The organism is Erythrobacter sp. SD-21 (genome assembly GCF_000181515.1).
Classification (GTDB): Bacteria; Pseudomonadota; Alphaproteobacteria; order Sphingomonadales; family Sphingomonadaceae; genus Qipengyuania.
Genome location: NZ_ABCG01000002.1, coordinates 365,514 through 386,568 on the forward strand (window position 1 = coordinate 365,514; position 21,055 = coordinate 386,568).

23 protein-coding genes are annotated in these 21,055 nt (G+C 64.6%); 13 read left to right on the forward strand and 10 right to left on the reverse strand.

All coding sequences use genetic code 11. The features are described from left to right. Positions 1 to 5 precede the first annotated feature (5 nt). The 3 genes from ED21_RS05055 to ED21_RS05065 are packed head-to-tail and all read left to right on the forward strand — an operon-like array spanning position 6 to position 3,058. Positions 6 to 1,388 (forward strand): M48 family metalloprotease, encoded by a 1,383-nt coding sequence (locus ED21_RS05055; protein ID WP_006832765.1) that lies wholly within the window; start codon positions 6 to 8, stop codon positions 1,386 to 1,388. A 19-nt stretch (positions 1,389 to 1,407) separates the two neighbouring features. After that, the gene (locus ED21_RS05060; protein ID WP_006832766.1) at positions 1,408 to 2,094 is read left to right on the forward strand and encodes a DsbA family protein; all 687 of its coding nucleotides are present in this window, start codon (positions 1,408 to 1,410) and stop codon (positions 2,092 to 2,094) included. A 4-nt stretch (positions 2,095 to 2,098) separates the two neighbouring features. Next, the gene (locus tag ED21_RS05065) at positions 2,099 to 3,058 is read left to right on the forward strand and encodes a hypothetical protein (RefSeq protein ID WP_006832767.1); all 960 of its coding nucleotides are present in this window, start codon (positions 2,099 to 2,101) and stop codon (positions 3,056 to 3,058) included. A gap of 3 nt (positions 3,059 to 3,061) precedes the next feature. Here the strand turns inward: ED21_RS05065 and ED21_RS05070 are convergent, their stop codons facing one another. Then, entirely contained in the window at positions 3,062 to 3,670 is a 609-nt protein-coding gene (locus tag ED21_RS05070) for an HD domain-containing protein (protein ID WP_006832768.1), read from the reverse strand. 82 nt (positions 3,671 to 3,752) lie between these two features. On the opposite strand from ED21_RS05070, the gene ED21_RS05075 reads away from it, so the two are divergent. The 5 genes from ED21_RS05075 (at position 3,753) to ED21_RS05095 (ending at position 7,898) form a co-directional block, all read left to right on the forward strand. Next, on the forward strand, positions 3,753 to 4,970 hold the full coding sequence (locus ED21_RS05075; protein ID WP_006832769.1) for a sensor histidine kinase: 1,218 nt from the start codon (positions 3,753 to 3,755) through the stop codon (positions 4,968 to 4,970). Continuing rightward, on the forward strand, positions 4,967 to 5,764 hold the full coding sequence (locus ED21_RS05080; RefSeq protein ID WP_006832770.1) for a LytTR family DNA-binding domain-containing protein: 798 nt from the start codon (positions 4,967 to 4,969) through the stop codon (positions 5,762 to 5,764). The genes ED21_RS05075 and ED21_RS05080 overlap by 4 nt, the downstream gene beginning before the upstream one ends. Before the next feature lie 118 nt (positions 5,765 to 5,882). Beyond that, on the forward strand, positions 5,883 to 6,743 hold the full coding sequence (gene nadC / locus ED21_RS05085) for a carboxylating nicotinate-nucleotide diphosphorylase (protein WP_006832771.1): 861 nt from the start codon (positions 5,883 to 5,885) through the stop codon (positions 6,741 to 6,743). Positions 6,744 to 6,781: 38 nt separating this feature from the next. Continuing rightward, positions 6,782 to 7,204 (forward strand): hypothetical protein, encoded by a 423-nt coding sequence (locus ED21_RS05090; RefSeq protein ID WP_006832772.1) that lies wholly within the window; start codon positions 6,782 to 6,784, stop codon positions 7,202 to 7,204. Next, complete coding sequence (locus ED21_RS05095; protein WP_006832773.1) at positions 7,179 to 7,898, forward strand: ribonuclease T; 720 nt, start codon at positions 7,179 to 7,181, stop codon at positions 7,896 to 7,898. Before ED21_RS05090 ends, ED21_RS05095 begins: the two co-directional genes overlap by 26 nt. 345 nt (positions 7,899 to 8,243) lie before the next feature. Here ED21_RS05095 and ED21_RS05105 read toward each other — a convergent pair whose 3' ends face one another. Beyond that, on the reverse strand, positions 8,244 to 8,699 hold the full coding sequence (locus tag ED21_RS05105) for a nucleoside deaminase (RefSeq protein ID WP_034921447.1): 456 nt from the start codon (positions 8,697 to 8,699) through the stop codon (positions 8,244 to 8,246). A 159-nt stretch (positions 8,700 to 8,858) separates the two neighbouring features. Between ED21_RS05105 and rpmB the strand changes: the two genes are divergently transcribed. Further along, positions 8,859 to 9,146 carry a 50S ribosomal protein L28 gene (rpmB, locus tag ED21_RS05110; RefSeq protein ID WP_006832776.1) on the forward strand — a complete coding sequence of 96 codons (288 nt, stop codon included), beginning with the start codon at positions 8,859 to 8,861 and terminating at the stop codon, positions 9,144 to 9,146. 57 nt (positions 9,147 to 9,203) lie between these two features. Here the strand turns inward: rpmB and ED21_RS05115 are convergent, their stop codons facing one another. From ED21_RS05115 to xseA, 4 genes are read right to left on the reverse strand one after another with little or no spacing between them, the layout of a single operon-like run. Further along, on the reverse strand, positions 9,204 to 10,202 hold the full coding sequence (locus ED21_RS05115) for an esterase-like activity of phytase family protein (RefSeq protein WP_198005815.1): 999 nt from the start codon (positions 10,200 to 10,202) through the stop codon (positions 9,204 to 9,206). A 51-nt stretch (positions 10,203 to 10,253) separates the two neighbouring features. Continuing rightward, on the reverse strand, positions 10,254 to 11,180 hold the full coding sequence (locus tag ED21_RS05120) for a M23 family metallopeptidase (protein ID WP_233995706.1): 927 nt from the start codon (positions 11,178 to 11,180) through the stop codon (positions 10,254 to 10,256). Continuing rightward, a complete protein-coding gene (locus ED21_RS05125; RefSeq protein ID WP_006832779.1) occupies positions 11,177 to 11,386 on the reverse strand; it encodes a DUF2093 domain-containing protein in 210 nt (69 codons plus the stop codon). Before ED21_RS05125 ends, ED21_RS05120 begins: the two co-directional genes overlap by 4 nt. A gap of 24 nt (positions 11,387 to 11,410) precedes the next feature. Next, positions 11,411 to 12,877, reverse strand: coding sequence for an exodeoxyribonuclease VII large subunit (gene xseA / locus ED21_RS05130; RefSeq protein WP_006832780.1), 1,467 nt, complete (start codon positions 12,875 to 12,877; stop codon positions 11,411 to 11,413). Here xseA and purD point away from each other — a divergent pair. Next, a complete protein-coding gene (purD, locus tag ED21_RS05135; RefSeq protein ID WP_006832781.1) occupies positions 12,876 to 14,153 on the forward strand; it encodes a phosphoribosylamine--glycine ligase in 1,278 nt (425 codons plus the stop codon). The genes xseA and purD overlap by 2 nt on opposite strands. A gap of 84 nt (positions 14,154 to 14,237) precedes the next feature. Here the strand turns inward: purD and ED21_RS05140 are convergent, their stop codons facing one another. The 4 genes from ED21_RS05140 to ED21_RS05155 all read right to left on the reverse strand — a co-directional run bounded on the left by ED21_RS05140 (position 14,238) and on the right by ED21_RS05155 (position 18,815). Further along, positions 14,238 to 14,543, reverse strand: coding sequence for a hypothetical protein (locus ED21_RS05140; protein ID WP_006832782.1), 306 nt, complete (start codon positions 14,541 to 14,543; stop codon positions 14,238 to 14,240). Between the two features lie 658 nt (positions 14,544 to 15,201). Then, positions 15,202 to 16,332 carry an acyl-CoA dehydrogenase family protein gene (locus tag ED21_RS05145; RefSeq protein ID WP_006832783.1) on the reverse strand — a complete coding sequence of 377 codons (1,131 nt, stop codon included), beginning with the start codon at positions 16,330 to 16,332 and terminating at the stop codon, positions 15,202 to 15,204. 29 nt (positions 16,333 to 16,361) lie between these two features. After that, positions 16,362 to 17,561, reverse strand: coding sequence for an acyl-CoA dehydrogenase family protein (locus ED21_RS05150; protein ID WP_034921628.1), 1,200 nt, complete (start codon positions 17,559 to 17,561; stop codon positions 16,362 to 16,364). A gap of 258 nt (positions 17,562 to 17,819) precedes the next feature. Next, positions 17,820 to 18,815: an adenosine kinase gene (locus ED21_RS05155; protein WP_006832785.1), complete on the reverse strand. Its 996-nt coding sequence runs from the start codon at positions 18,813 to 18,815 to the stop codon at positions 17,820 to 17,822. 121 nt (positions 18,816 to 18,936) lie between these two features. Here ED21_RS05155 and ED21_RS05160 point away from each other — a divergent pair, with 121 nt between their 5' ends. The 3 genes from ED21_RS05160 (at position 18,937) to ED21_RS05170 (ending at position 21,035) form a co-directional block, all read left to right on the forward strand. Further along, complete coding sequence (locus tag ED21_RS05160) at positions 18,937 to 19,623, forward strand: EI24 domain-containing protein (protein ID WP_006832786.1); 687 nt, start codon at positions 18,937 to 18,939, stop codon at positions 19,621 to 19,623. Next, positions 19,616 to 20,044 carry a hypothetical protein gene (locus ED21_RS05165; protein WP_006832787.1) on the forward strand — a complete coding sequence of 143 codons (429 nt, stop codon included), beginning with the start codon at positions 19,616 to 19,618 and terminating at the stop codon, positions 20,042 to 20,044. Before ED21_RS05160 ends, ED21_RS05165 begins: the two co-directional genes overlap by 8 nt. Positions 20,045 to 20,105: 61 nt before the next feature. Continuing rightward, the gene (locus ED21_RS05170) at positions 20,106 to 21,035 is read left to right on the forward strand and encodes a hypothetical protein (RefSeq protein WP_006832788.1); all 930 of its coding nucleotides are present in this window, start codon (positions 20,106 to 20,108) and stop codon (positions 21,033 to 21,035) included. Positions 21,036 to 21,055 lie beyond the last annotated feature (20 nt).

A 21,055-nucleotide genomic window follows, 5' to 3' on the forward strand; every position in this document is an offset into this window, starting at 1 on the left:
GCGCAATGCGCTTTCTCTCCCACGTTCTCGCCCTGTTTGCCCTCGCGGTCTTCACCGCGCAGCCGGCCGTCGCGCAATCCATCCTGCGCGATGCCGAGACCGAGGCGTTCCTGCGCGATATCTCGGCCCCGCTGGTCGAGGCTGCCGGGCTGGAACCGGGCAATGTCGACGTGGTGCTGATCAACGATCCCTCGATCAACGCCTTCGTCGCAGGCGGGCAGGCCGTCTATATCCACGCCGGCCTGATCGATGCCGCCGAAAGCGCCAACGAAGTGCAGGGCGTGATCGCGCACGAGCTGGGCCATATCACCGGCGGCCACGTGATCCGCATCGGCGAGGGCTACCAGACCGCCGGGCGCATTTCGCTGCTCACCATGCTGGCGGGGATCGGCGCCGCGCTGGCCGGAGCGGGCGAGGCGGCGTTGGGCATCATGGCCGCGGGCCAGCAGGCGGCGATGGGCAAGTTTCTCGCCTTCAGCCGGACGCAGGAAGCCAGCGCCGATGCGGCCGGAGCGCAGTATCTTTCCGAGGCCGGCATCACCGGGCGCGGATCGCTCGAGTTTTTCGGCAAGCTGCTCAATCAGGAGTTCCGCCGCGGCATCCGACAGGACGACGAGGCCGGTTTCTATCGCACCCACCCGCTTTCGGGCGACCGCATGGCCAAGCTGCGCGAGGTCTACACGGTCGATCCCGCCTGGGACGCGCCGCTCGACACCGACTGGGAGCGCCGGTTCGCCCGTATAAAAGCCAAGCTGCAGGGCTATGTCGCCAAGCCCGAGGCGACCCTGCGCGACTACCCCGAGACCGATACCTCCACCCCGGCGCTGCTGGCGCGCGCCTACGCCTATCACAAGCAAGCCCGAATTGACCGCGCTCTGGAAGCCGCCGACACGCTGATCGCGCGCGAGCCGACCGATCCCTATTTCCTCGAACTGAAGGGCCAGGTCCTGCTCGAATCGGGTCGGGCGGACCAGGCCATCGAGCCGCTGCGTCAGGCGACCGACCTGACCCGGGCCGAGCCGCTCATCGCCTCCATGCTCGGCCATGCGCTGATCGCCACCGAGGACAAGGGCAATTTCGAGGAAGCCGAACGCGTGCTGCGCGCTGCCGTGGGCCGCGATCGCTACAACCCGTTCGCCTGGTACCAGCTGGGCGTCGTCTACGCCGCGCGTGGCGACATGGCCCGCGCGCGCCTCGCCAGCGCCGAACAGCAGGTGATGAGCCGGCAGTATCCGCTCGCGCTGCGCAGCGCGCAGGCGGCCGAAGCGCAGCTGCCCTATGGCTCGCCCGACTGGCTGCGCGCGCAAGACATCGCCATGGAAGCGCGCGCATGGATGGAACAATTGTGCGAGATGAACCGCGCCCGCTGCGACACGCGCAGGCGCTAGGAAGTATCGAAGGGGCAAGATGAAACATGTGATCACCGTGCTGATCGCGCTCGTCGCGGGGTTTGCCGGCGCGGCGGCCTTCAGCTTCAGCGGTCTCGGCAATCCGCAGACCCGGGAATACCTGCTCGAGAACCCCGAAATCCTGCCCGAGCTGGCCTCCGCCTGGCAGCAACGGGACGCGCAGGACCGGCTTACCTCGATCTCCGCCAACGTCACCCGTCCCTTCGACGGCGCCGTGCTGGGCAACCCCAATGGCTCGAAGACGCTGGTCAAATTCACCGATTATGCATGCGGGTACTGCCGCGCCACGGTGGCCGATATCGACCGCCTGATTGCGGAAGACCCGGAGCTTCGCGTGGTGGTCCGCGAATGGCCGATTTTCGATGGCAGTGAAGCCCCCGCCCGCATGAGTCTCGCCGCCGCGGCGCAGGGCAAGTACGACGCCTTCTACCACGCCATGTTCGCGCTCGGATCGCCCACCGCAGAGAATATCGCAGCGGCGGCCCGGACCGCCGGGCTCGACATGGAGGCGGCACGCCTGTTCGGATCGTCGGACGATGTTACCGCCGAACTGGCGCGTAACGGCGAATTTGCCCGCCAGCTCCAGTTCACCGGCACGCCGAGCTGGGTTTACGGGGACCGCGTGTTCGAGGGCGCCGTGGGCTACGAACAAATGCGCAAGATCATCGCCGAAACCGAGGGGTAGGATCGTGGCTGCGCGCCTTGCCGGGCTGGGATCACTTCTGGCTGCGCTGACCCTGCCCGGCCCGCTTTCGGCCGAGCCTGGGCCGAGCCCGTATGCCGAGTTCCAGAGGCGCGAAGCGCTCCTGTTCGAGAACGGATGGCAGCTTGCCCGCGCCAACCGCGCGTTCTGCAAGAATACCGAGACTTCGCTCGGCTTCCTGATCCACGATGCCGGCAATTACGGCCGACCAGACGCGGTGAAGGCCGCGCTGGGCCTCGAAGGCGAAATCGCCGTGCAGGCCGTCGCCAGCGGCTCGCCCGCCGCCAAAAGCGGAGTTGCGCCCAATCAGAGTCTCAGCGCCCTCGACGGTGAGGACGTGCAAACGCGGTGGCCAGCGACGCGGCCTACGGTGAAACGCACCCTGCAGATCGAGGACGCGCTTGCCCGCAGCCTCGCCGACGGGAATGCGCAGCTAACCTTCGCCGGCGCCGGTTCCAGCGCCGAGCGCGTGTTTGCGGGGGTGACCGTGTGCACGGCCAAGTTCCGCCTGACCTCCGGTAACGATGCCTATGCCGGCCCCGACACGGTCTTCCTCGGGGCGGAGTTTGCAGGGTTCGGGATGCCCGAAGAACTCCTTGCCGCGGCCATCGCCCACGAGCTGGCCCATGTCCTGCTCGACCACCCGGCCCGCAAGGAAGCCGAACGATGGGGCCGGAGCGAGACCCGCCGGAGCGAGCGGGTGGCCGATCGCATGATGCCCTGGCTGCTGTTCAACGCCGGGCGCGACCCGCGCGACACCGCGCGCTGGATGCGCGCCTGGGGCCCGAAGCATTCGGGCGGCCTCCTGCGCAAACGCACGCATGACGGGTGGGACGAACGTCTGCAGATGATCGAGGAGGAGATCGCCCTCCTCGAAGCGCAGGTCCTGCGCAACCGCTGGGAGCCGGGCGAAGCCGACTGGGCCAGCCGTTTCGCCGAAGACTAGGCGCTATTCCTCAACCGCGACCTTGTACATCGAGGCCAGCGGACGTGCCATGACCCGGCGCACCATCGGTTCGAAGAATTCGAGGCTCTCGCTCTCATAGTCGGGATCGAAGGCGGCCTGGTCGTATTTCTCGCAGAATTCCGCGCAGGCATCGAAATGCGGATTGTCGCGGAATTCCTCGCGGATCTCGCGGTCCATGCCCAGGTGGTGAAAATAGTAATAGCCCTGGAAGGCGCCGTGGTTCTGGCAGATCCAGTGCACCTCCTCGGTCACGAAGGGCTTGATGATCGCCGCGGCCACTTCGGGATGGTTGTAGCTGCCCAGCGTGTCGCCGATGTCGTGGAGCAGCGCCATGACCACGTATTGCTCGTCGCGCCCGTCGCGATGCGCGCGAGTCGCGGTCTGGAGCGAGTGTTCGAGACGGCAGACGGGGAAGCCGCCGAAATCGCCATCGAGCAGTTTGAGGTGTTCGAGCACGCGATCGGGCAAGTCCTTGGCAAAGGCGCGGTATTCGGCGCCGATGATGCTCCAGTCTTCCTTGGTCCCCTCTTTCATCTCGCGGAACTTGGCGCGTTCCATGATCGCATGAGTCAGGTTTTCGGGCTTGTTCATCGCTGCTCTCCCACTGTTTCGCGCCAGAGAGCCATAGTAGCGTCTGGCGCAGCCCCAAGCAATTGGGCTAGGGGAAGGGCAGATGGCCGTGTTGCCCCTCAATCCGACGCCGTTCTTTGCGAACAAGAACCAGGCGTTCTGGAACCTCCAGCTGGCGGGCTGGGGCGGAACCGCGCTGCTGCGCGCCATGTCAGCCTTCGCCAACGGACAGCCGCTCGAATTCTTCTTCGTCATCCTGATCGCGACGATCACGGGGTTCTCGCTCAGCCTGATCCTCTCGGTGATCTTTGCCTATCTGATCCGTCAGAAACCGCTTTTGACCTGGGGCGGGACGGCGGCGACTCTGGCCATCGCGGTGGGTGTCTACGCTTTCATTGACAGCTGGGTGCTGGGCCTTACGCGCCCGGCCGCCGAGGCCGGTTTTGTGCGAATTTTCCTCGGGATCTACTTCTTCGACCTGACGCTGCTCGGTGCATGGTCGGCGCTCTATTACGCGATCAATTTCTTCCTCCAGGTCGAACAGCAGGCCGATCGGCTCGAGCGGCTCGAAGCGCAGGCCACCAGCGCGCAGCTCGCCATGCTGCGCTACCAGCTCAACCCGCACTTCCTGTTCAACACGCTCAATTCGATCAGCACGCTGGTCCTGCTCAACCAGACGAAGCCCGCGAACGCCATGCTGACCCGGCTGTCGAGCTTCCTGCGGCATACGCTTGTCACCCAACCAGGGGGCAAGGTCACGGTGGAGCAGGAGGTCGAGACGCTCAAGCTCTACCTCGAGATCGAGCGCATGCGCTTCGAGGAGCGCCTGCAGACCGAGTTCCGGGTCGAAGAACGGGCCTCGCGCGCCCAGATCCCCTCCATGCTGCTGCAGCCGCTGATCGAGAACGCGATCAAATACGGTGTCAGCCCGCAGGAGGAAGGCGCTGAGATCTCGCTGCTCGCGCAGATCGTCGGTCCGCGGCTGCGGATTACCGTCTCCGACACCGGCCCCGGCATGGATGTCGGCGGAATGGCAGACGATTTGCCGGCGGTGATGGCGACCCACAAGCGCCGCGATTCCACCGGCGTCGGCCTCGCCAACATCCGCGACCGCCTCGCGCAGGCCTATGGCGACGACCACCGCTTCGAAATCCGCAGCCCAGAGAGCGGCGGTTTCACGGTGCTGATCGAGATTCCGCACGAATTCGCCGATGAAGCGGACCCGCCTGCCGCAGGCAAGGCGACAGGGTCCGGGAAACCGGCAAGTGGTTCAGGTGTTGAACTCATGAATCCCCCCCAGAAGGTAAGCAGTGTAAAATGACTATCCGAACGATCCTCGTCGACGATGAGAAACTCGCCATCCAGGGCCTCCAGCTGAGGCTCGAAGCGCACGAGGACGTCGAGGTGATCGAGACCTGCCAGAACGGGCGCGAGGCGATCCGGGCGATCAAGACGCTGAAGCCCGATCTTGTCTTCCTCGACATCCAGATGCCCGGCTTCGACGGTTTCTCGGTGGTGCAGGGCGTGATGGAAATCGACCCGCCCCTGTTCGTCTTCGTCACCGCCTTCCAGGAACACGCCATCCGCGCCTTCGAAGCGAACGCAGTCAACTACCTCATGAAGCCGGTGGACGAAGACCGGCTCGCCGACACGATCGAACGCGTGCGCCAGCGCCTGGCCGAAAAGAAGAGCAGCGACGAGGCCGACCGCCTGCGCGGCGTGCTGTCCGAAGTCGCGCCCGAAGCGGTCGAGGAAATGGAGGGCGAGGATGCCGAGGCCGCCGGTCGCTACGAAAAGCTCATCAACATCAAGGACCGCGGCCAGATCTTCCGCGTTGAAGTCGACACGATCGAGCATATCGAGGCGGCGGGCGACTATATGTGCATCTACACCGGCGACAATTCGCTGATCCTGCGCGAAACGATGAAGGACCTGGAACGCCGCCTCGACCCGCGCACTTTCCAGCGCGTGCACCGCTCGACCATCGTCAATCTCGACCAGGTCCGGCAGGTCAAGCCGCACACCAACGGCGAATGCTTCCTCGTGCTGGATAGCGGAGCCGAAGTGAAGGTGTCGCGCAGCTACCGTGACGTCGTGGCGCGCTTCGTTCACTAGTTTGTTCTCCGCCCCGACATCCGCCGGCGCGTCCTCGCTAGACGTGCAGCCAGCTGCACCCGCTGCGGGCGGGCGGCCGCCCTTGCCGGGCCTCCGCCGGCCCGGTTAAGAGCACTCCATGGCATTTGAACTTACCGGCTTCGACCTCGATGCATTCGTTCGTGACACGCTGGCGGAAGACCTCGGCGAGGGACTTCCCGGCGGCGGCAAGGACGTCACCAGCGAGAGCGTCATCCCTGCCGATGCGCGCTTTTCGGGCGTCATGGACACGCGCGACGCTATTCATGTCGCGGGACTGCCAGTAGCCGAGGCTTTCTTCCGCGCGCTCGATCCCGATATGGCGATCGACATTTTGGTCGAGGAAGGGGGTCAGGCCCCCTCCGGGACGGACCTGATGCGCCTCGAAGGGAACGCTCGCGCCATGCTCACTGCCGAACGCGCGGCGCTCAACACGGTCCAGCACCTCTCCGGCATCGCCACCATGGTCGCCGAATACGTCGACGCGATGGATAATCCCGACTGCACCCTGCTCGACACGCGCAAGACCATTCCCGGCCTTCGCCACCTGGAAAAATACGCCGTGCGCATGGGCGGCGGGGCGAACCACCGCATGGGCCTGTGGGATGCCGCCATGATCAAGGACAACCACGTCCTCGTCGCCGGAAGCGTGGGCGAAGCAGTCCGGCGCGCGGTCGAGGCCGGTGTGAAGGACATCATTTGCGAGGTCGACCGGATCGACCAGATCGAACCTGCGCTCGAGGCCGGAGCCACCCGCCTGCTGCTCGACAACATGGAACCTGCAACCCTGCGCGAAGCCGTCGCGCTGGTCGCCGGCCGGGTACCGACCGAGGCGAGCGGCGGGATAAATCTCGATACCATCCGCGCCAAGGCCGCGACGGGGGTCGACTATGTTTCGGTGGGAAGATTGACCCAGAGCGCGCCGGCCGCCGATATCGGGCTGGACTTCACGCGGCTCTGACCCTTATCAAAAGATGAGGACAGAAAGAGAAAAAAGCCATGCGGCCCAAGGCGATCCGTACATTCGAGTTGCTCTATTTCGGCGCGATCGTGCTCGTGCTGGCCAACGCCGTGCGCGACTATGCCGCCATGCGCGAATCCGCCGCCGGCGATCTCGTGCGCCGCGGGCTCGATCCCGATACTCTGCTGGTTGCGAGCATCGCTTTCGTGGTCGGCATCATGGTGGTGCTGTGGTTCATGGCCGCACGCCTCAGGGTCGGCTTCGTGCGCTATGTCATGGTCGGCCTGCTGGCGTGGCAGGCCTGGCCCGTCGTGACCGCCCTGTCGGAAGATCGCGGTGGCGGCATCATCGTCGCGGCCGCCTCGGTCGTGTTGCAGCTTTTGGCCATCGTTTTCAGCTTCCTGCCCGAAGCGCGCGCGTGGTTTGCAGGCGACGATGCAAGCCTGCGCAGCGATCCGTAAAGTTGCCAGCCTCGTGGCAGCAGCGATTGCCGCAATGCTGCCCTTGCCCGCCTTCGCGCAGGCCTATCAATGCAGCCTGCCGCGCAGCGTGGAGGTCCCGCGTGTCTCGACCGAGGCCCCGCGCCGCCTGCGGGTTACCGGCTATACGCTCGCGCTGAGCTGGTCGCCCGAATTCTGCCGCTTCCGCGAAAGCCAGCGCCGCCACGCCCGCCAGTGCTCAGGCCGCGAGGGACGTTTTGGCTTTACCGCCCATGGCCTCTGGCCCGAAAGCGGGGGAGGCTGGCCGCAATGGTGCGGGGGCCGCGACATGAGCGCTGTCGAACTGCGCAAGAGCCTCTGCATCAGCCCCGACGCCTCGCTGGTCACCCGCCAATGGGAAAAGCATGGCACCTGTATGGCGAACGCCCCTGCGACCTATCTCAAGGTCACGCGCATCCTCTACAATGGTCTGCGCTGGCCCGATTTCGTCCGCATCAGCCGCGAGGACGACCTTACCGCCGGCACCATCCGCACCCGCTTGGCCGACGCCAATCCGGGCTGGTTTCCCGAGGCGATCGGCGTCCACCTCGACCGCAAGGGTTGGCTGGAGGAATTGCGCCTTTGCTACGACAAGCGCTTCATGCCCAAGGCCTGCGACCGGCGACGTTTCGGGGCGGGGGATGAACATGCGGCGAAGATCTGGCGGGGGCTGTAATTCACGCGCGAACGTGAGCCGTCGCTTGGGGCGTTGCGATAATTTGTGGAGTCAAGAACGTCATGAATTTTCGGGATAACGACTGGATTGCACTAGTTAAAGCGACGCGCGAGAAGTTTGGCGTATCCATACAGGATGCTCATGACCTGATTTTCTCTGACGAAGAAATGCGCAGGCTCGTAACTAGGATCAATCAGAACCTTCGATGTCGCACGATGGCCTCGAAAGACATAGCGCAAAACGGCAAGGCCTCCCGTTTCGTAAGAGATGGCGAACGGATCAAGTTTCGCCGTATCGACGGACAACGCGATTAGTCTGAAATTCGGTCGTTTGCAGGCCGACAATTTACCGCCGCCCCCTGAAAAAATCGCGCAGCATCTCCGCCGCCCTTTCCTCGCCAAGCCCCGCGTAGACCTCCGGCTTGTGCAGGCATTGCTCCTGCTCGAACACCCGCGCTCCATGCTCCACCGCGCCGCCCTTGGGGTCGCTCGCGCCGTAATAGACCTTGGCCAGCCGCGCGTGGACGATGGCGCCGGCACACATGGCGCAGGGTTCCAGCGTGACCCAGAGTTCGCATGTCGTGAGGCGTTCCTGCCCCAGTGCCTCGGCGGCGCGGCGAATCGCGAGAATTTCGGCGTGGGCGGTGGGATCGCAAGTTTCGCGAGGGGTGTTGTGGGCCTCGGCGATGATCGCCCCGTCGCGCGTAATAACCGCACCCACCGGCACCTCGCCTGCCGCCGCGCTCGCCTCGGCCAGCTCGAGCGCGCGATTCATGGGTTGCGGGAGAGTCCAGGAAGCCATACCAGCGCCTCGCTAGCCCCCGGCGGGCCAGCGCGCAACGCGCTTGACGATTCGCACCCTCACCGCTATGCGCGCCGCTTTCCGGGAATAGTGAGCCCCCGACCCGCCCACACGCGGTCACGGGAACTCGCCCCGCCCATTCGAACGAAGAGACTTATCATGTCGCGTATTTGCGAACTCACCGGCAAAGGCCGCCAGGTCGGCAACAATGTGAGCCACGCCAACAACAAGACCAAGCGCGTCTTCCTGCCGAACCTGCAGAACGTCACGCTGATGAGCGAGAAGCTGGACCGCAGCTTTAAGTTCCGCGTCTCGACGCAGGGCCTGCGTTCGGTCGAGCACAATGGCGGCCTCGACAACTGGCTGATGAAGACCAGCGACGAGAAGCTGTCGGCCAACGCGCTCAAGGTGAAGCGCGAGCTGAAGAAGGCCGCCGCCGCCTCCTAAGGTCTGGCGGCGCTTCGGCGTCGGTTCTCAATCGATCACGCGAAAGGCGCGCGGGGCTTACCTGCGCGCCTTTTGCCGTGCCTGCTCGCCGCCCGTCTTCTGACGCAGGTCCCAGCGCAGCTTGAGCAGATAGGTGTGCTGGTAGCTGGCGAAATTGTCGTCCGAGATCAGCCACAGGCTCCAAGTGCCGTCACGCTCGTCGACCACGGCGAGGCCTTCGTAATTGTCGCTGGGGAAAGGCTCCTCGATCCGGGCGAGAAAGCGGCTTTCCACCTCTGCATCCGCCTCAATGTCCGCAGGATCGAGAATCAGGAGCAGGGCAGGAAAGCGCGGCGGCAGCCACAGCTCCAGCCCGCGCATCAGGACCACGATCTTGCCATTGGGCAGCACGACGGCGTCCGAGGGGCGAAACCCGGGGCGACCCAAGAAGGTGAAGGGGATCGGCTCGGCGCCCTCGGTCGGGTCGGAGGGGTAGAGCAGAGCCGCGTGGCGCGCATGGCCGGGCGAATGCTCCTCGATCACCACGAAGCGTCCGTCGCGTAGGCGCACCAGCGATTCGGGGCCCGAATTGCTGCCCCAGTCCTTCATCTCCGGCGGGCGGACTTGGCTTTGCCGTCGCAGTTTCGGCCCGAAGCGAATGATCTGCTGCGCCCATTCCAGCCCCGCCCAGACCGTGCCGGTCGCAGGGTCGATGGTGAGTGATTCCAAATCGACATGCGTCTTGTCGGCGCGTTCGAAATTCAGGAATTTGGCGAGGCGCGGAGGCGCATTCGAACGGTCGGGACGGGGCAAGTGCATGAGCCGCCCGGCGTCGCTTCCGGCGAGGAATTCGCCGCTCGGCCGCATCACCAGCGCCGAGTAACCGCCGAAATGGTCGTTCTCGCTGGAAAGCTCCCACGCCCCGTCGAGCACGAGCGGGCCCGAACGCAGCCGTTCCACGTCGAGGCGTTCGATCGTCACCGGCGAGGTGTAATCGGGCGGCGCGGGCTCGCTGCGCACGAAGGTACCGGGCGCAAGGCCGAGCGCCACCAGGAGGGCAAGGGTTTTGCGTTTCACGGGCATCGCCGTGGCGCTGCTAGTCTGTCGCTACCCTGAGCGAAAGCCGCGTCATGGCATGGGCGGCAGGAAAAGCAGCGGATCAAGGCGATTGCCCTTCCACACGAGGCTCCAGTGAAGATGCGACCCCGTCGCGCGTCCGGTGGCCCCAACATTGCCAAGCGCCTGCCCTTGCCGGACCGTTTCGCCCTCGCTGACGGAAAGCTGCGAAAGGTGGATGAAGGCGCTGTTGAGGCCGGCCCCATGGTCGAGGATGATGATCCCCCCTTCGAGGCTGAAGCCGGTCCGCGCGAGGACTACCACGCCATCGGCAGGGGCTACGAAGGGTGTGCCGTTGCCCGGCGCGATGTCGATGCCCGAATGGTAGCTGCCCGGCTCGCCGCGATAGATCCGCTGGCGCCCGAAGCGGCCGGAAATGCGTCCGGTGACCGGCCAGATGAACTCCTGCCGCCATCCTTGCGCGTCCGTTTCCCGCTCGCGCGCTTCCTTGATCGCCAGCCATTCCGGCTCGCGTGTGGCCCACCACGCCTCGCCGCCACCACCGGTGCCCTTGGCTACATTGATGCGCTCGATGTCCCAAGCGCGCGGGGCAATGGCGAGCGGCTGGACAAGGCTGCGCCCGATCTTGTGCTCGGCCGTAAGCAGGAGCGAGGATGGCGAATCGCGGTCGAAAGCGGCGAAGAAATTGCCGTCCTCGTCGAAACTGACTGGCGTGTCGCCGATCATCGCGGACTGCGTGCCTTCGGGCAGCGTCCCGCGCACCCAGCCACCCTGCGTCAGAGCGCTATCTTCCAGCGTAATTTTGAGGTCGACCGTGCGAGCGAGAGCAGGCTCCTCCGCCAGCTCAGGCTTGGCGACCTCGGCAGGCTCCACAACTTCCTCCGCCACCAGAGCGGTCATGATATCGACCTGCGGCGTTGCCACCGAACAGGCGCTCGCAGCGAAAAAGAGAAGCGGTGCGACCCTTCGCAGGTTCACGGTTTCAGCCGCTCGGTCGCCAGTTCGGCGCTGGCGTAGGCTTCCTGGTGCTCGACCGACCAGTAACGCAATTCCTCAAGCGGGATCGGCACGCCGCTGGCGGCGCAGAAGACATGGTTGCCCGTGCGCAAGACGCGAAATCCGTTGGGTCCGTAATGCAGCTTGGCCTCGCCCGGGGGCGGGCCGGCGTTCTTGTTCATCAACATGGGCATTATCCTAGCAGGACGTGTCTATCCGAACAAATCGTCCTGCGCCGACGGCGTTCGTTTTTTCGGCGCGGCGCGCTTCTTCGGCGGGGTCGGCCAGGAAGGCGGCGCGGCATCGCCGGTCGAGACCGCCAGATCGCCATCGCGGAACTTGAGCGTCAGCGCAGCCTCCTTCGCCGCTTCGGCGCGGTCGGTCAGGGTGCGGCCGCCGCTCGTGGTGACGCGGACATAGCCACGGCTAAGCGGACGATCGGGGTGGAGCTGGCTCGCCAGCCGGGCAAGCGCGTCGAGCTGGCTGCGCTTCTCGCCCAGCGGCCGCGTGAGCAGGCTCGGCGGCAGGCGCAATCCATCGAGCTTGTTCTTGCCTTCGCGCACAATCCCCTTGAGCGTGCCGGGAGAAAACCGGTGCCGCGCCAGCGCCTCGCGCGCCTTGCCGGTGCGGTCCATCAAGCCGCGGCGCAGGGCTTCGGCGAGATCGTCGAGCGCCTGCCCTTGCGGTTGGAGCAGCGTTTGCGCGGAAGGCAGCCGGTCGGCGCGCGCCTCCAGCCGTTCGCGTCCCAACTGCACGGGGCGCAGGATCGCGCGTTTGGTCCGCGCTTCGAAATCGGCCAGCGTTGCGGCCAGTTCGGCGCGGACGGGCACGGCGATCTCGGCCGCCGCGGTCGGTGTCGGTGCGCGACGGTCGGCGGCGTAGTCGGCCAGCGTCGTGTCGGTCTCGTGCCCGACGGCGCTGATCGTGGGGATCGAGCATTCGGCGATGGCGCGCACCACCTGTTCCTCGTTAAAGCTCCACAAATCTTCGATCGAGCCGCCGCCGCGCGCAACGATTACAAGGTCGGGCCGGTCGGGATGGCCCTCCGGCAGGTGCGAGAAACCGCGCACCGCGCCCGCGACCTGCTCCGCCGCGCCCTGCCCCTGCACCAGCACCGGCCACACGACCACGCGGCTCGGGAAACGGTCGGCAAGGCGGTGGAGGATGTCGCGAATCACCGCCCCGGTCGGCGAGGTGACGACGCCGATGGTCTTCGGCAGGAACGGCAGGCGGCGCTTGCGGCCCTCGTCGAACAGCCCTTCGGCCGCCAGCCGCGCGCGGGTCTTTTCCAAGAGCGCCAGCAGCGCGCCTTCGCCCGCCAGTTCCATCCGCTCGACCACGATCTGGTATTTGGAGCGCCCCGGGTAGGTGGTCAGCTTGCCCGAGGCGACCACCTCCAGCCCGTCCTCCGGGTTGAACGGCAGACGCTGCGTGTTGCCGCGCCACATGACCGCGTCGATCACCGCTTTTTCATCTTTCAGCGCCGCGTAGAGATGCCCCGAAGCCGCGCGCTTCACGCCCGACAGTTCGCCGCGCAGCCGGACAAAACCGAAACGGTCCTCCACCGTGCGTTTCAAAATATTCGAGATTTCGCTCACCGAGAGCGGCTCGGCGTTGTCGCCGGGGCGGCGCTTCGCTACCAAGCCGTCAGTGTCATCATCTGGGAAATCGGCGGCCATGAATATCCTTTTGCTCGGCAGCGGCGGACGCGAACATGCGCTGGCTTGGAAGGTGGCGCAATCGCCCCGATGCGACAAGCTGTGGGTGAGCCCTGGCAACCCCGGCATGGAAGAATGCGCGCAATGCGTCGCCCTCGATAGCAGCGACCACGCGGCCGTGGTCAAGTTCTGCGAAGAAAACGCGGTTCAGCTCGTCGTGATCGGCCCCGAAGTGCCGCTTGTCGAGGGGTTGGCGGATAGCCTGAAAACCGCCGATATCCTGAGCTTCGGCCCATCGAAAGCCGCCGCGCAGCTCGAAGGCAGCAAGAGCTTCACCAAGGAATTGTGCCAGCGCGCCGGCATCCCCACCGCCCGTTTCGAACGATGCACCTCGCTCGAGGCGGCCTGGGGCGCGCTCAAGAAATTTGATGCGCCTTTCGTTCTCAAGGCCGATGGTCTGGCGGCGGGCAAGGGCGTGGTGATCGCGGAAACCCGTGACGAGGCGCAGGAAGCCTTGTCCGAAATGTTCGACGGCAAGTTCGGCAGTGCGGGCAGCGAAGTCGTGATCGAACAGTTCCTCACGGGCGAGGAAGCGAGCTTCTTCGCGCTGACCGATGGCGAGACGATCGTGCCGCTCGCCAGCGCGCAGGACCACAAGCGCGTGGGCGATGGCGACGAAGGCCCCAACACGGGCGGCATGGGCGCCTATTCGCCCGCGCCGGTGCTGACCGATACCCTTCGCGAGCAGGCGATACGCGAGATCATCGAGCCGACCGTGCGCACCATGCGCGAAGAAGGCATGCCCTATTCGGGCGTACTCTATGCCGGGCTGATGCTGACAAACACCGGTCCGCAGCTGATCGAATACAACGTACGCTTCGGCGATCCGGAATGCCAGGTGCTGATGATGCGGCTGGAAAGCGACCTCGTCGAGCTGATGCTGGCCTGCGCCAAGCGGCGACTGGGCGAGATCGAGGCACCAAAGATGAGCGACGACTTCGCGCTGACCGTGGTGATGGCTGCCGAAGGCTATCCCGGCACACCGAAGAAGGGTGGCAGCATCGATCTGGGCAAGGCCGAGGCGAATGGCGCCAAGGTCTTCCACGCCGGGACCAGCCGCGAGGGCGACCAGCTCGTCTCGAGCGGCGGCCGCGTGCTTAATGTCACAGCAAAGGGCTCAAGCGCCACCGAAGCGCAGCGCGCGGCCTACGCTGCCGTCGACGCGATAGACTTCGCCGATGGCTTTTGCCGCCGCGACATTGGACAGCGTGAGGTGCGCCGCGAGCGGCATGGGTGAGGTATTCTACCGTCGGGAATGTCAGCTTTCGGGCAACCTAGTCGGTAGCTGGTAGGACTGAAATTGGGGTGGTTAGCGGACGCCTTAAATCCCTACAATCTCATCCCAAATGAAAGCCAAAATAGCTATCAAAAGAATCGACGAAGGTAAGGCAATGAAGATAAGGCTTGTCCATTTGTAGGACCAAAAGCCATTCCGCTGATCCTCTGGGACCAATCGTGCAAACGGCCAAATCTGTATAAAAGTGTTCACCGCCGCGATTGTTGGGGCGATAATCAGCATGCCCAAAAAGCTCGCGTCGGGGTCGCTGCTTGAGAGAATGACACCTGCCAACAGCAGCATGACAAAGGTAATAACGTAGCAGACGGTCAGATAGCGTTTGAGCGACATCTACTCGGGCTAGCTCGCTTGCCCAATGTCCGCAATTAGGTCGTTAGCGGAATGTCCGCTTTTTTCTGAAAAGCGAGTTTAGCTGCCAGTCCGCTTTTGGCGGCACGCACAACGCGGCTGAATGTCCGATTATGGGGTAGAAAGCGGACATGGCCGAACCTACGGTGGTGTCATGAAAACCGCTTCGATTGCTTTAGGCTTTTGTCTGGTCCTGATCAGTTGCCAGAAACCAAATTGGGTGACAATCGATCTTCCAGCGTCTCCCGACGGCGCCTTCAGATCAAAGCTGGAAACCCTATCAGAAGGCGGTGGCCTTTACGTGTCACGACAGGGTGAAAAATGGGCGGAATATCGGTGGTTGTCTTACGGACAGTGTGCTGGTGCTGAACTGTATTGGGCCGCAAACAATGATTTGATCCTAGCCTATGATCGAATTGAATTAAGCTATTTCGTCGATGCACCCGACGCTTGGGGTGGGGCAAAGGTCCTATTGTGTAACAAGAGGAATAGCGATTGCCCCACGGCAAAATCGAGAGTCACTCAAATTCCGAGTTGTAACGATTTTCAGGTCTAACGCTAAAATTGCTTCGACGTCCGCAAATGGGTCGTTAGCTGAAATTCCGCTTTCTGCCAAAACAGGCGCGAAACTGCCTTCCGCTCAAGCCAGCGAAACGTGCCGCTTTAGGTGGTGATCCACGCTGCCGAATTCGCTTTCGAAGATCGTCAGGCGCTTGAAGTAGTGGCCGATCGCATATTCGTCGGTCACGCCGTTGCCGCCGTGAATCTGGACCGCTTCCTGTCCGATGAAACGGGCCGACTGGCCGACGCCGACCTTGGCCGCTGAGGCCGCGCGCTTGCGTTCCTTTTCGCCCGCATCGAGCTTGATCGTGGCGAGATAGGTCAGCGATACCGCGGTCTCGTAGGCGGTGTACATGTCGACCATGCGGTGCTGGAGCACTTGGAACTTGCCGATCGGCACGCCGAACTGCTTGCGCTGCTTGGAATATTCGAGCGTCATCGCGTGGGCGACCTTCATCGCTCCGCAGGCTTCGGCGCAGTGGGCGGCAATGGCTTCGTCGGTGACCTGCTCGATCAGCGGCAGGGCTACGCCTTCCTCGCCGATCAGTGCGTCGGCGGGGACCGAGACATTCTCGAAATAGACTTCCGAGGCGCGGCGGCCGTCGACCGTTTCGTAGTCGCGCGTGGTGACGCCGTCTGCCGACTTGTCGACGATGAAAACGCTTACGCCCTCTGCATCGCGGCGCCCGCCGCCGGTGCGCGCGGTGACGACGAGGTGGCTCGCCCAGGGCGCGCCGATGACGACCGCCTTGTGGCCGCTAAGAACATAGCCGTCGCCGTCTTTCTTGGCGGTGGTTTCGAGGTCGGCGTAATTGTAGCGCCCGCGCGGTTCGGCATAGGCGAAGGCGAAGACGCGGCTGCCGTCGATGATGGCGGAGAGGTGCTCTTCGCGCTGCGCATCGCTGCCTGCGTGCTTCAGGAAGCCGCCTGCGCAGACCACGGTGGGGACAAACGGCTCGACCACGAGGCCTTTGCCGAATTCCTCCATCACGATCATCGCATCGATCGCGCCGCCGCCGAAACCGCCGACTTCCTCGCTGAAGGGCATGCCGAGAATGCCGAGTTCGGCCAGCTGTGCCCAGATTTCGGGCCGCCATCCGGCATCGCTTGCGATGGCTTCGCGGCGGGTTTCCCAATCATATTGCTCACGGACGAGGCGCGACAGACCGTCGCGGACCATGTCCTGTTCTTCGGTGAAGTTGAAATCCACGGGTCTCTCTCCGCTCGTTCTCTCAGACCTTACAGGCCGAGGATCATTTTCGTGATGATGTTGCGCTGAATCTCGTTCGATCCGCCGTAGATCGAGGTCTTGCGCATGTTGAAATAGGTTTCCGCCGCATGCGCCGAATAGTCGGGGCCGACCGGATATTCGTTGCTGCCGGTATCGTTCGCGACGCTGTGATAATAGGGCGCGGCATAGCTGCCGACTGCCTCCAGCGTGAGCTCGGTCAGGCGCTGCTGGATTTCGGTGCCCTTGATCTTGAGGATCGAGCTTTCCGGCCCCGGCCCCTTGCCTGCCTGCTCGCCCGCCAGCGTGCGCAGCTCGGTGATCTCGAGCGCGGCCAAGTCGATTTCGAGCTGGCTGACCTTGCGGGCGAATTCGAAATCTTCGATCAGCGGTTCGCCATCGACCGTCTCGTTCGCGGCGATTTCGCGCAGCTTTTCGACGCCGCGCTTGGAGCGCGCGACACCGGCAATGCCGCTGCGTTCGTGCGCGAGCAGGAACTTGGCATAGGTCCAGCCCTTGTTCTCTTCGCCGACGAGGTTTTCGACCGGCACGCGGACGTCGGTCAGCCAGGTTTCGTTGACCTCGTAACCGCCGTCGAGGAGCTTGATGGGCTTTACCTCAACGCCGGGCGTTTTCATGTCAACGAGGATGAAGCTGATGCCCTCCTGAGGCTTGGCGGCATCGGTGTCGGTGCGGCAGAGGAAGAAGCCCCAGTCGGCATATTGCGCCAGCGTGGTCCAGGTCTTTTGGCCGTTGATGACATAATGATCGCCATCGCGCACGGCTGTGGTCTTGAGCGAGGCGAGGTCCGAACCTGCGCCGGGTTCGGAATAGCCCTGGCACCACCACACCTCGCCGCTGCGGATGCCGGGGAGGTGCCTGGCCTTCTGTTCTTCGCTGCCGAAGGTGTAGATGACGGGGCCGACCATGGAGACGCCGAAGGGCAGCGGCATGATGGCGTTCACCCGCGCGTTTTCTTCCGACCAGATATAGCGCTGCGTCGGGGTCCAGCCAGTGCCGCCATACTGCTCGGGCCAGGCGGGGACCGACCAGCCCTTTTCGCCGAGGATCTTGTGCCAGGCGAGGAAATCCTCGCGCGAGAGGTCTTCGCGCAGGCCCACATCGCCGAGGTGTTTGGGATAGTTTTCCTCGATGAAGGCGCGAACCTCTTCGCGGAAGGCCTGTTCTTCGGGGGTGAAGTCGAGATTCATAGGGTCGCTCTCCGCTGCCTGTCCGCTGGTGACCCGGATCACCGGGCTCGTTCGCGGCCCGGTTTTCACCAAGCGCGGCGCGGACGCAAGGTTGCAAATCGAAATTCTTAACGCGGAGCGCGCTGATGGACGGGCGCCGGGGCGGCCCCGCCGCTACGGAGAGGCCGGGGTGGCGGGCGAGAAGAAAAAGTGCGCCCCATGCAAAAAACCCCGCCGTTTCGGGCGGGGCTTTCGTGTTCTTCGATCAAACGCCGCGGATCAGGCGAGCTTTTCGGCGACCAGCGCCTTGAGGTCCTTTTCGCTGCGCGCACCGATGTGGCTGATGATCTCACCGGCGCAGATGGCGCCCATGCGCAGGCAGGTTTCGAGGCCCTCGCCGCGCGTGTGGCCGGTGAGGAAGCCGGCGGCGAAAAGGTCGCCCGCGCCGGTGGTGTCGACGACCTTGTCGATCGGCTCGGCGGCGACTTCGACGCGCGTGCCGTCCTGGATCGCAACCGCGCCCTTGGCGCTGCGGGTGGCGACCACGGTCGGGACTTTGCCCTTCAGCGCGTCGAGACCGGCCTCGAAATCCTGTTTGCCGGTGAGCGAAGCCAGCTCGTGCTCGTTGACGAAGAGGATGTCGATCTTGCCCTCTTCGATCAGCGCGCGGAAATCGTCGCCGTGACGGTCGATCACGAAGCTTTCCGACGCGGTGAAAGCGACCTTGCGGCCGGCATCGCGCGCTACGTCGATGGCGCGGCGCATGGCGCTGCGCGGCTCTTCCGGATCCCAGAGGTAGCCTTCGAGATACAGAACGCCGCCGCTGGCGATCAACTCTTCGTCGAGCGCGGCGGGCGGCAGGAATTGCGATGCGCCGAGGAAGGTGTTCATCGTCCGCTCGCCATCGGGCGTGACAAAAATAAGGCACCGCGCGGTCGGCGGTTCGGCGTCGCGCGGCGCGGTGTCGAAATCGATGCCCACGGCGCGGATGTCATGCGCGAAGATGTCGCCCAGCTGGTCCTTGGCGACCTGCCCGACGAAGGCGCACTGCGCGCCGAGAGCAGCCATGCCTGCGAGCGTGTTGGCGGCCGAACCGCCCGAAATCTCGGTGGCGCGACCCATGGCGTCGTAAAGCTCCTTCGCGCGCTCGGTGTCGACGAGGGTCATGCCGCCCTTGGCAAGGCCCAGCTCCTCGATGAGCTCGTCGGAACAGGGGGCCATCACATCGACGATGGCATTGCCGATCGCGACGACGTCGTAACGGGGGTCGGTCATGAGTACTCCGGTAGAATCTGGTGCAGGGGTGTTGGCTTGTCGGGCGCGGTTAGCGGTTCATCGCGCGAAGGCCAAGGGCGGCGTTGACTTCGGCGCCACGCCGCGCGATTCGCTTGGGCCTATGATTTCGCTCCCGCGCGCCCTTGCCCTGTCCCTCAGCCAGCTGGGCGATCCCGCAATCCTGAGGGTGCTGTTCAAGAGCCTGGCAATCACGCTGGCGATCTTCGCGGTACTCGGCTGGGCGCTGAGCTACGGATTTGCAGCAGGGCTGGAGTGGGCCGGCCTATCCGATGCGGGCGGCGCGGGGACATTGCTTGCCATCGTGTCCACGCTGATCGGTGCCTGGCTGCTGTTCCGCTTCGTCGCCCTCTTCGTCCTGCAGTTCTTTGCCGAAGACGTGGTCCGGGCTGTCGAGGCGCGGCATTACCCCGGGGCCGCCAGCGCGGCGCGTTCGCTCGCCTTGGGCGAAGAATTGCGCAACGGCTTGCGCTCCACCCTGCGGGCGTTTGCGGTCAACACCATCGCCCTTCCCTTCGCACTTGCCTTGCTGGTGACCGGTGTGGGCACGGCTCTCCTGTTCTGGGCGGTGAACGGCTACCTCTTGGGCCGCGAGCTCCAGGACATGGTTTGGCTCCGCCACCGGCAGGACGAGACCGAGTCCGCGCCGCTCGGCCAGGGCCAGCGCTTCCTTCTCGGCGGGGCGATCGCGGGTTTGCTGATGGTCCCTTTCCTCAATTTGATCGCTCCCGTAATGGGCGCGGCGGGCGCCACACACCTCGTGCACGGCAGGAGAACCAAACTTGCGTAAGATCGCCGTCCTGCTGACTTTCGCCGCCGGTCTTTCCGGCTGCATGAGCGCGCCGAAAACCTATTCGCCGACGCGTCAGCTACCGGTCACGACGACCCGCCCGCCGCCCCAGCAGCCGGTACAGCCAGCGCCCTCGGGCGGGCGGTTCATCGCCCCGAAGGTCATGAATGTCGCCGGGCTCGAGGGAGTGATCGGACGCGATGCGACCGCGCTCGCCAATATCTTCGGGCCGCCGCGGCTCGAGGTGAAGGAGGGTGACGCGATGAAGCTGCAATTCAGCGGCAGTCCGTGTGTGCTCGACATATACCTCTACCCGCTGAGGCCCGGCGCCGAGCCGAGCGCCACTCATGTCGAAGCGCGGCGGGCGAGCGATGGGGAAGATGTCGACCGGGCGGCCTGTGTCCGCGCACTGCGCAGGTAACCCCGCCTTAACTGTGATCGCCTAGGTTCGGCCCCGAACGACCAAGGGGGCGAATTCGACCATGACTGCACAGTTTCAGGCCATCGCACAGCGCGTGGGCGCCGATGGAACGGTAACACCGCTCGAAGTGCAGACGCTACGCCAGGAATGCTGGCCCGACGGGCGCATCTCACAAGGGGAAGCCGAAGCGATCTTCGCGCTCAACCGTCAGCTCAGCGAGCGCGGCCCGGAATGGACCGATTTCTTCGTCGAGGCGATCGGCGAGTTCGTCATCAACCAGATGGAGCCGCGCGGCTATGTAAGCGAGGCGAATGCGGCGTGGCTGATGGAACAGATCGACGCCGACGGAAAGCTCGGCTCCTTGGCCGAACTCGAAGTGCTCGTGCGCGTCTTCGAGCGCGCGCAGAACGTGCCGCTTGCGCTCAAGGACTACGCCGTGCGCCAGATCGAGCGCGCTGTCCTTGAAGGGACCGGGCCGACGCACGACGGCGGAGAGCTCGAAGCGGGGAATGTCAACGAAAGCGAGGCGAAGCTGCTGCGCCGCGCGATCTTTGCGCCCGCCAGTGAACGCCCGGCGGCCTTTGGGAAGAACGAAGCCGAAATGCTCTTCCGTTTGAAGGACGCGACGCTCGGCGCGGACAACTCGCCCGAGTGGAAGCACCTGTTCGTGCAGGGGGTGGCGAACTATTTGCGGGGCTATTCGGATGCCGATGCGCAGATCAGCCGCCAGCGCGCTTCCGAGCTCCAGGCCTTCATGGCCGACACCAACCACGGCATCGGCAGTTTTCTCGGCCGCGTGGCGCGGAGCCGTCCGACCGGCTTCGGTAACCTCTTCGATGATGGCGGAAGTGCTCCGTCGCCTGACGAGAGCGTTGCCGCCACACAGGATGTGACGCGGAGCGATAAGGACTGGCTCGACGCGAAAATCGGCGCGGATGGCAAGGTGGACGAATACGAGCGCGCCTTGCTCGATTTCCTCGCCGAGCAGTGATCAGCGGCGGGGCACGAGAG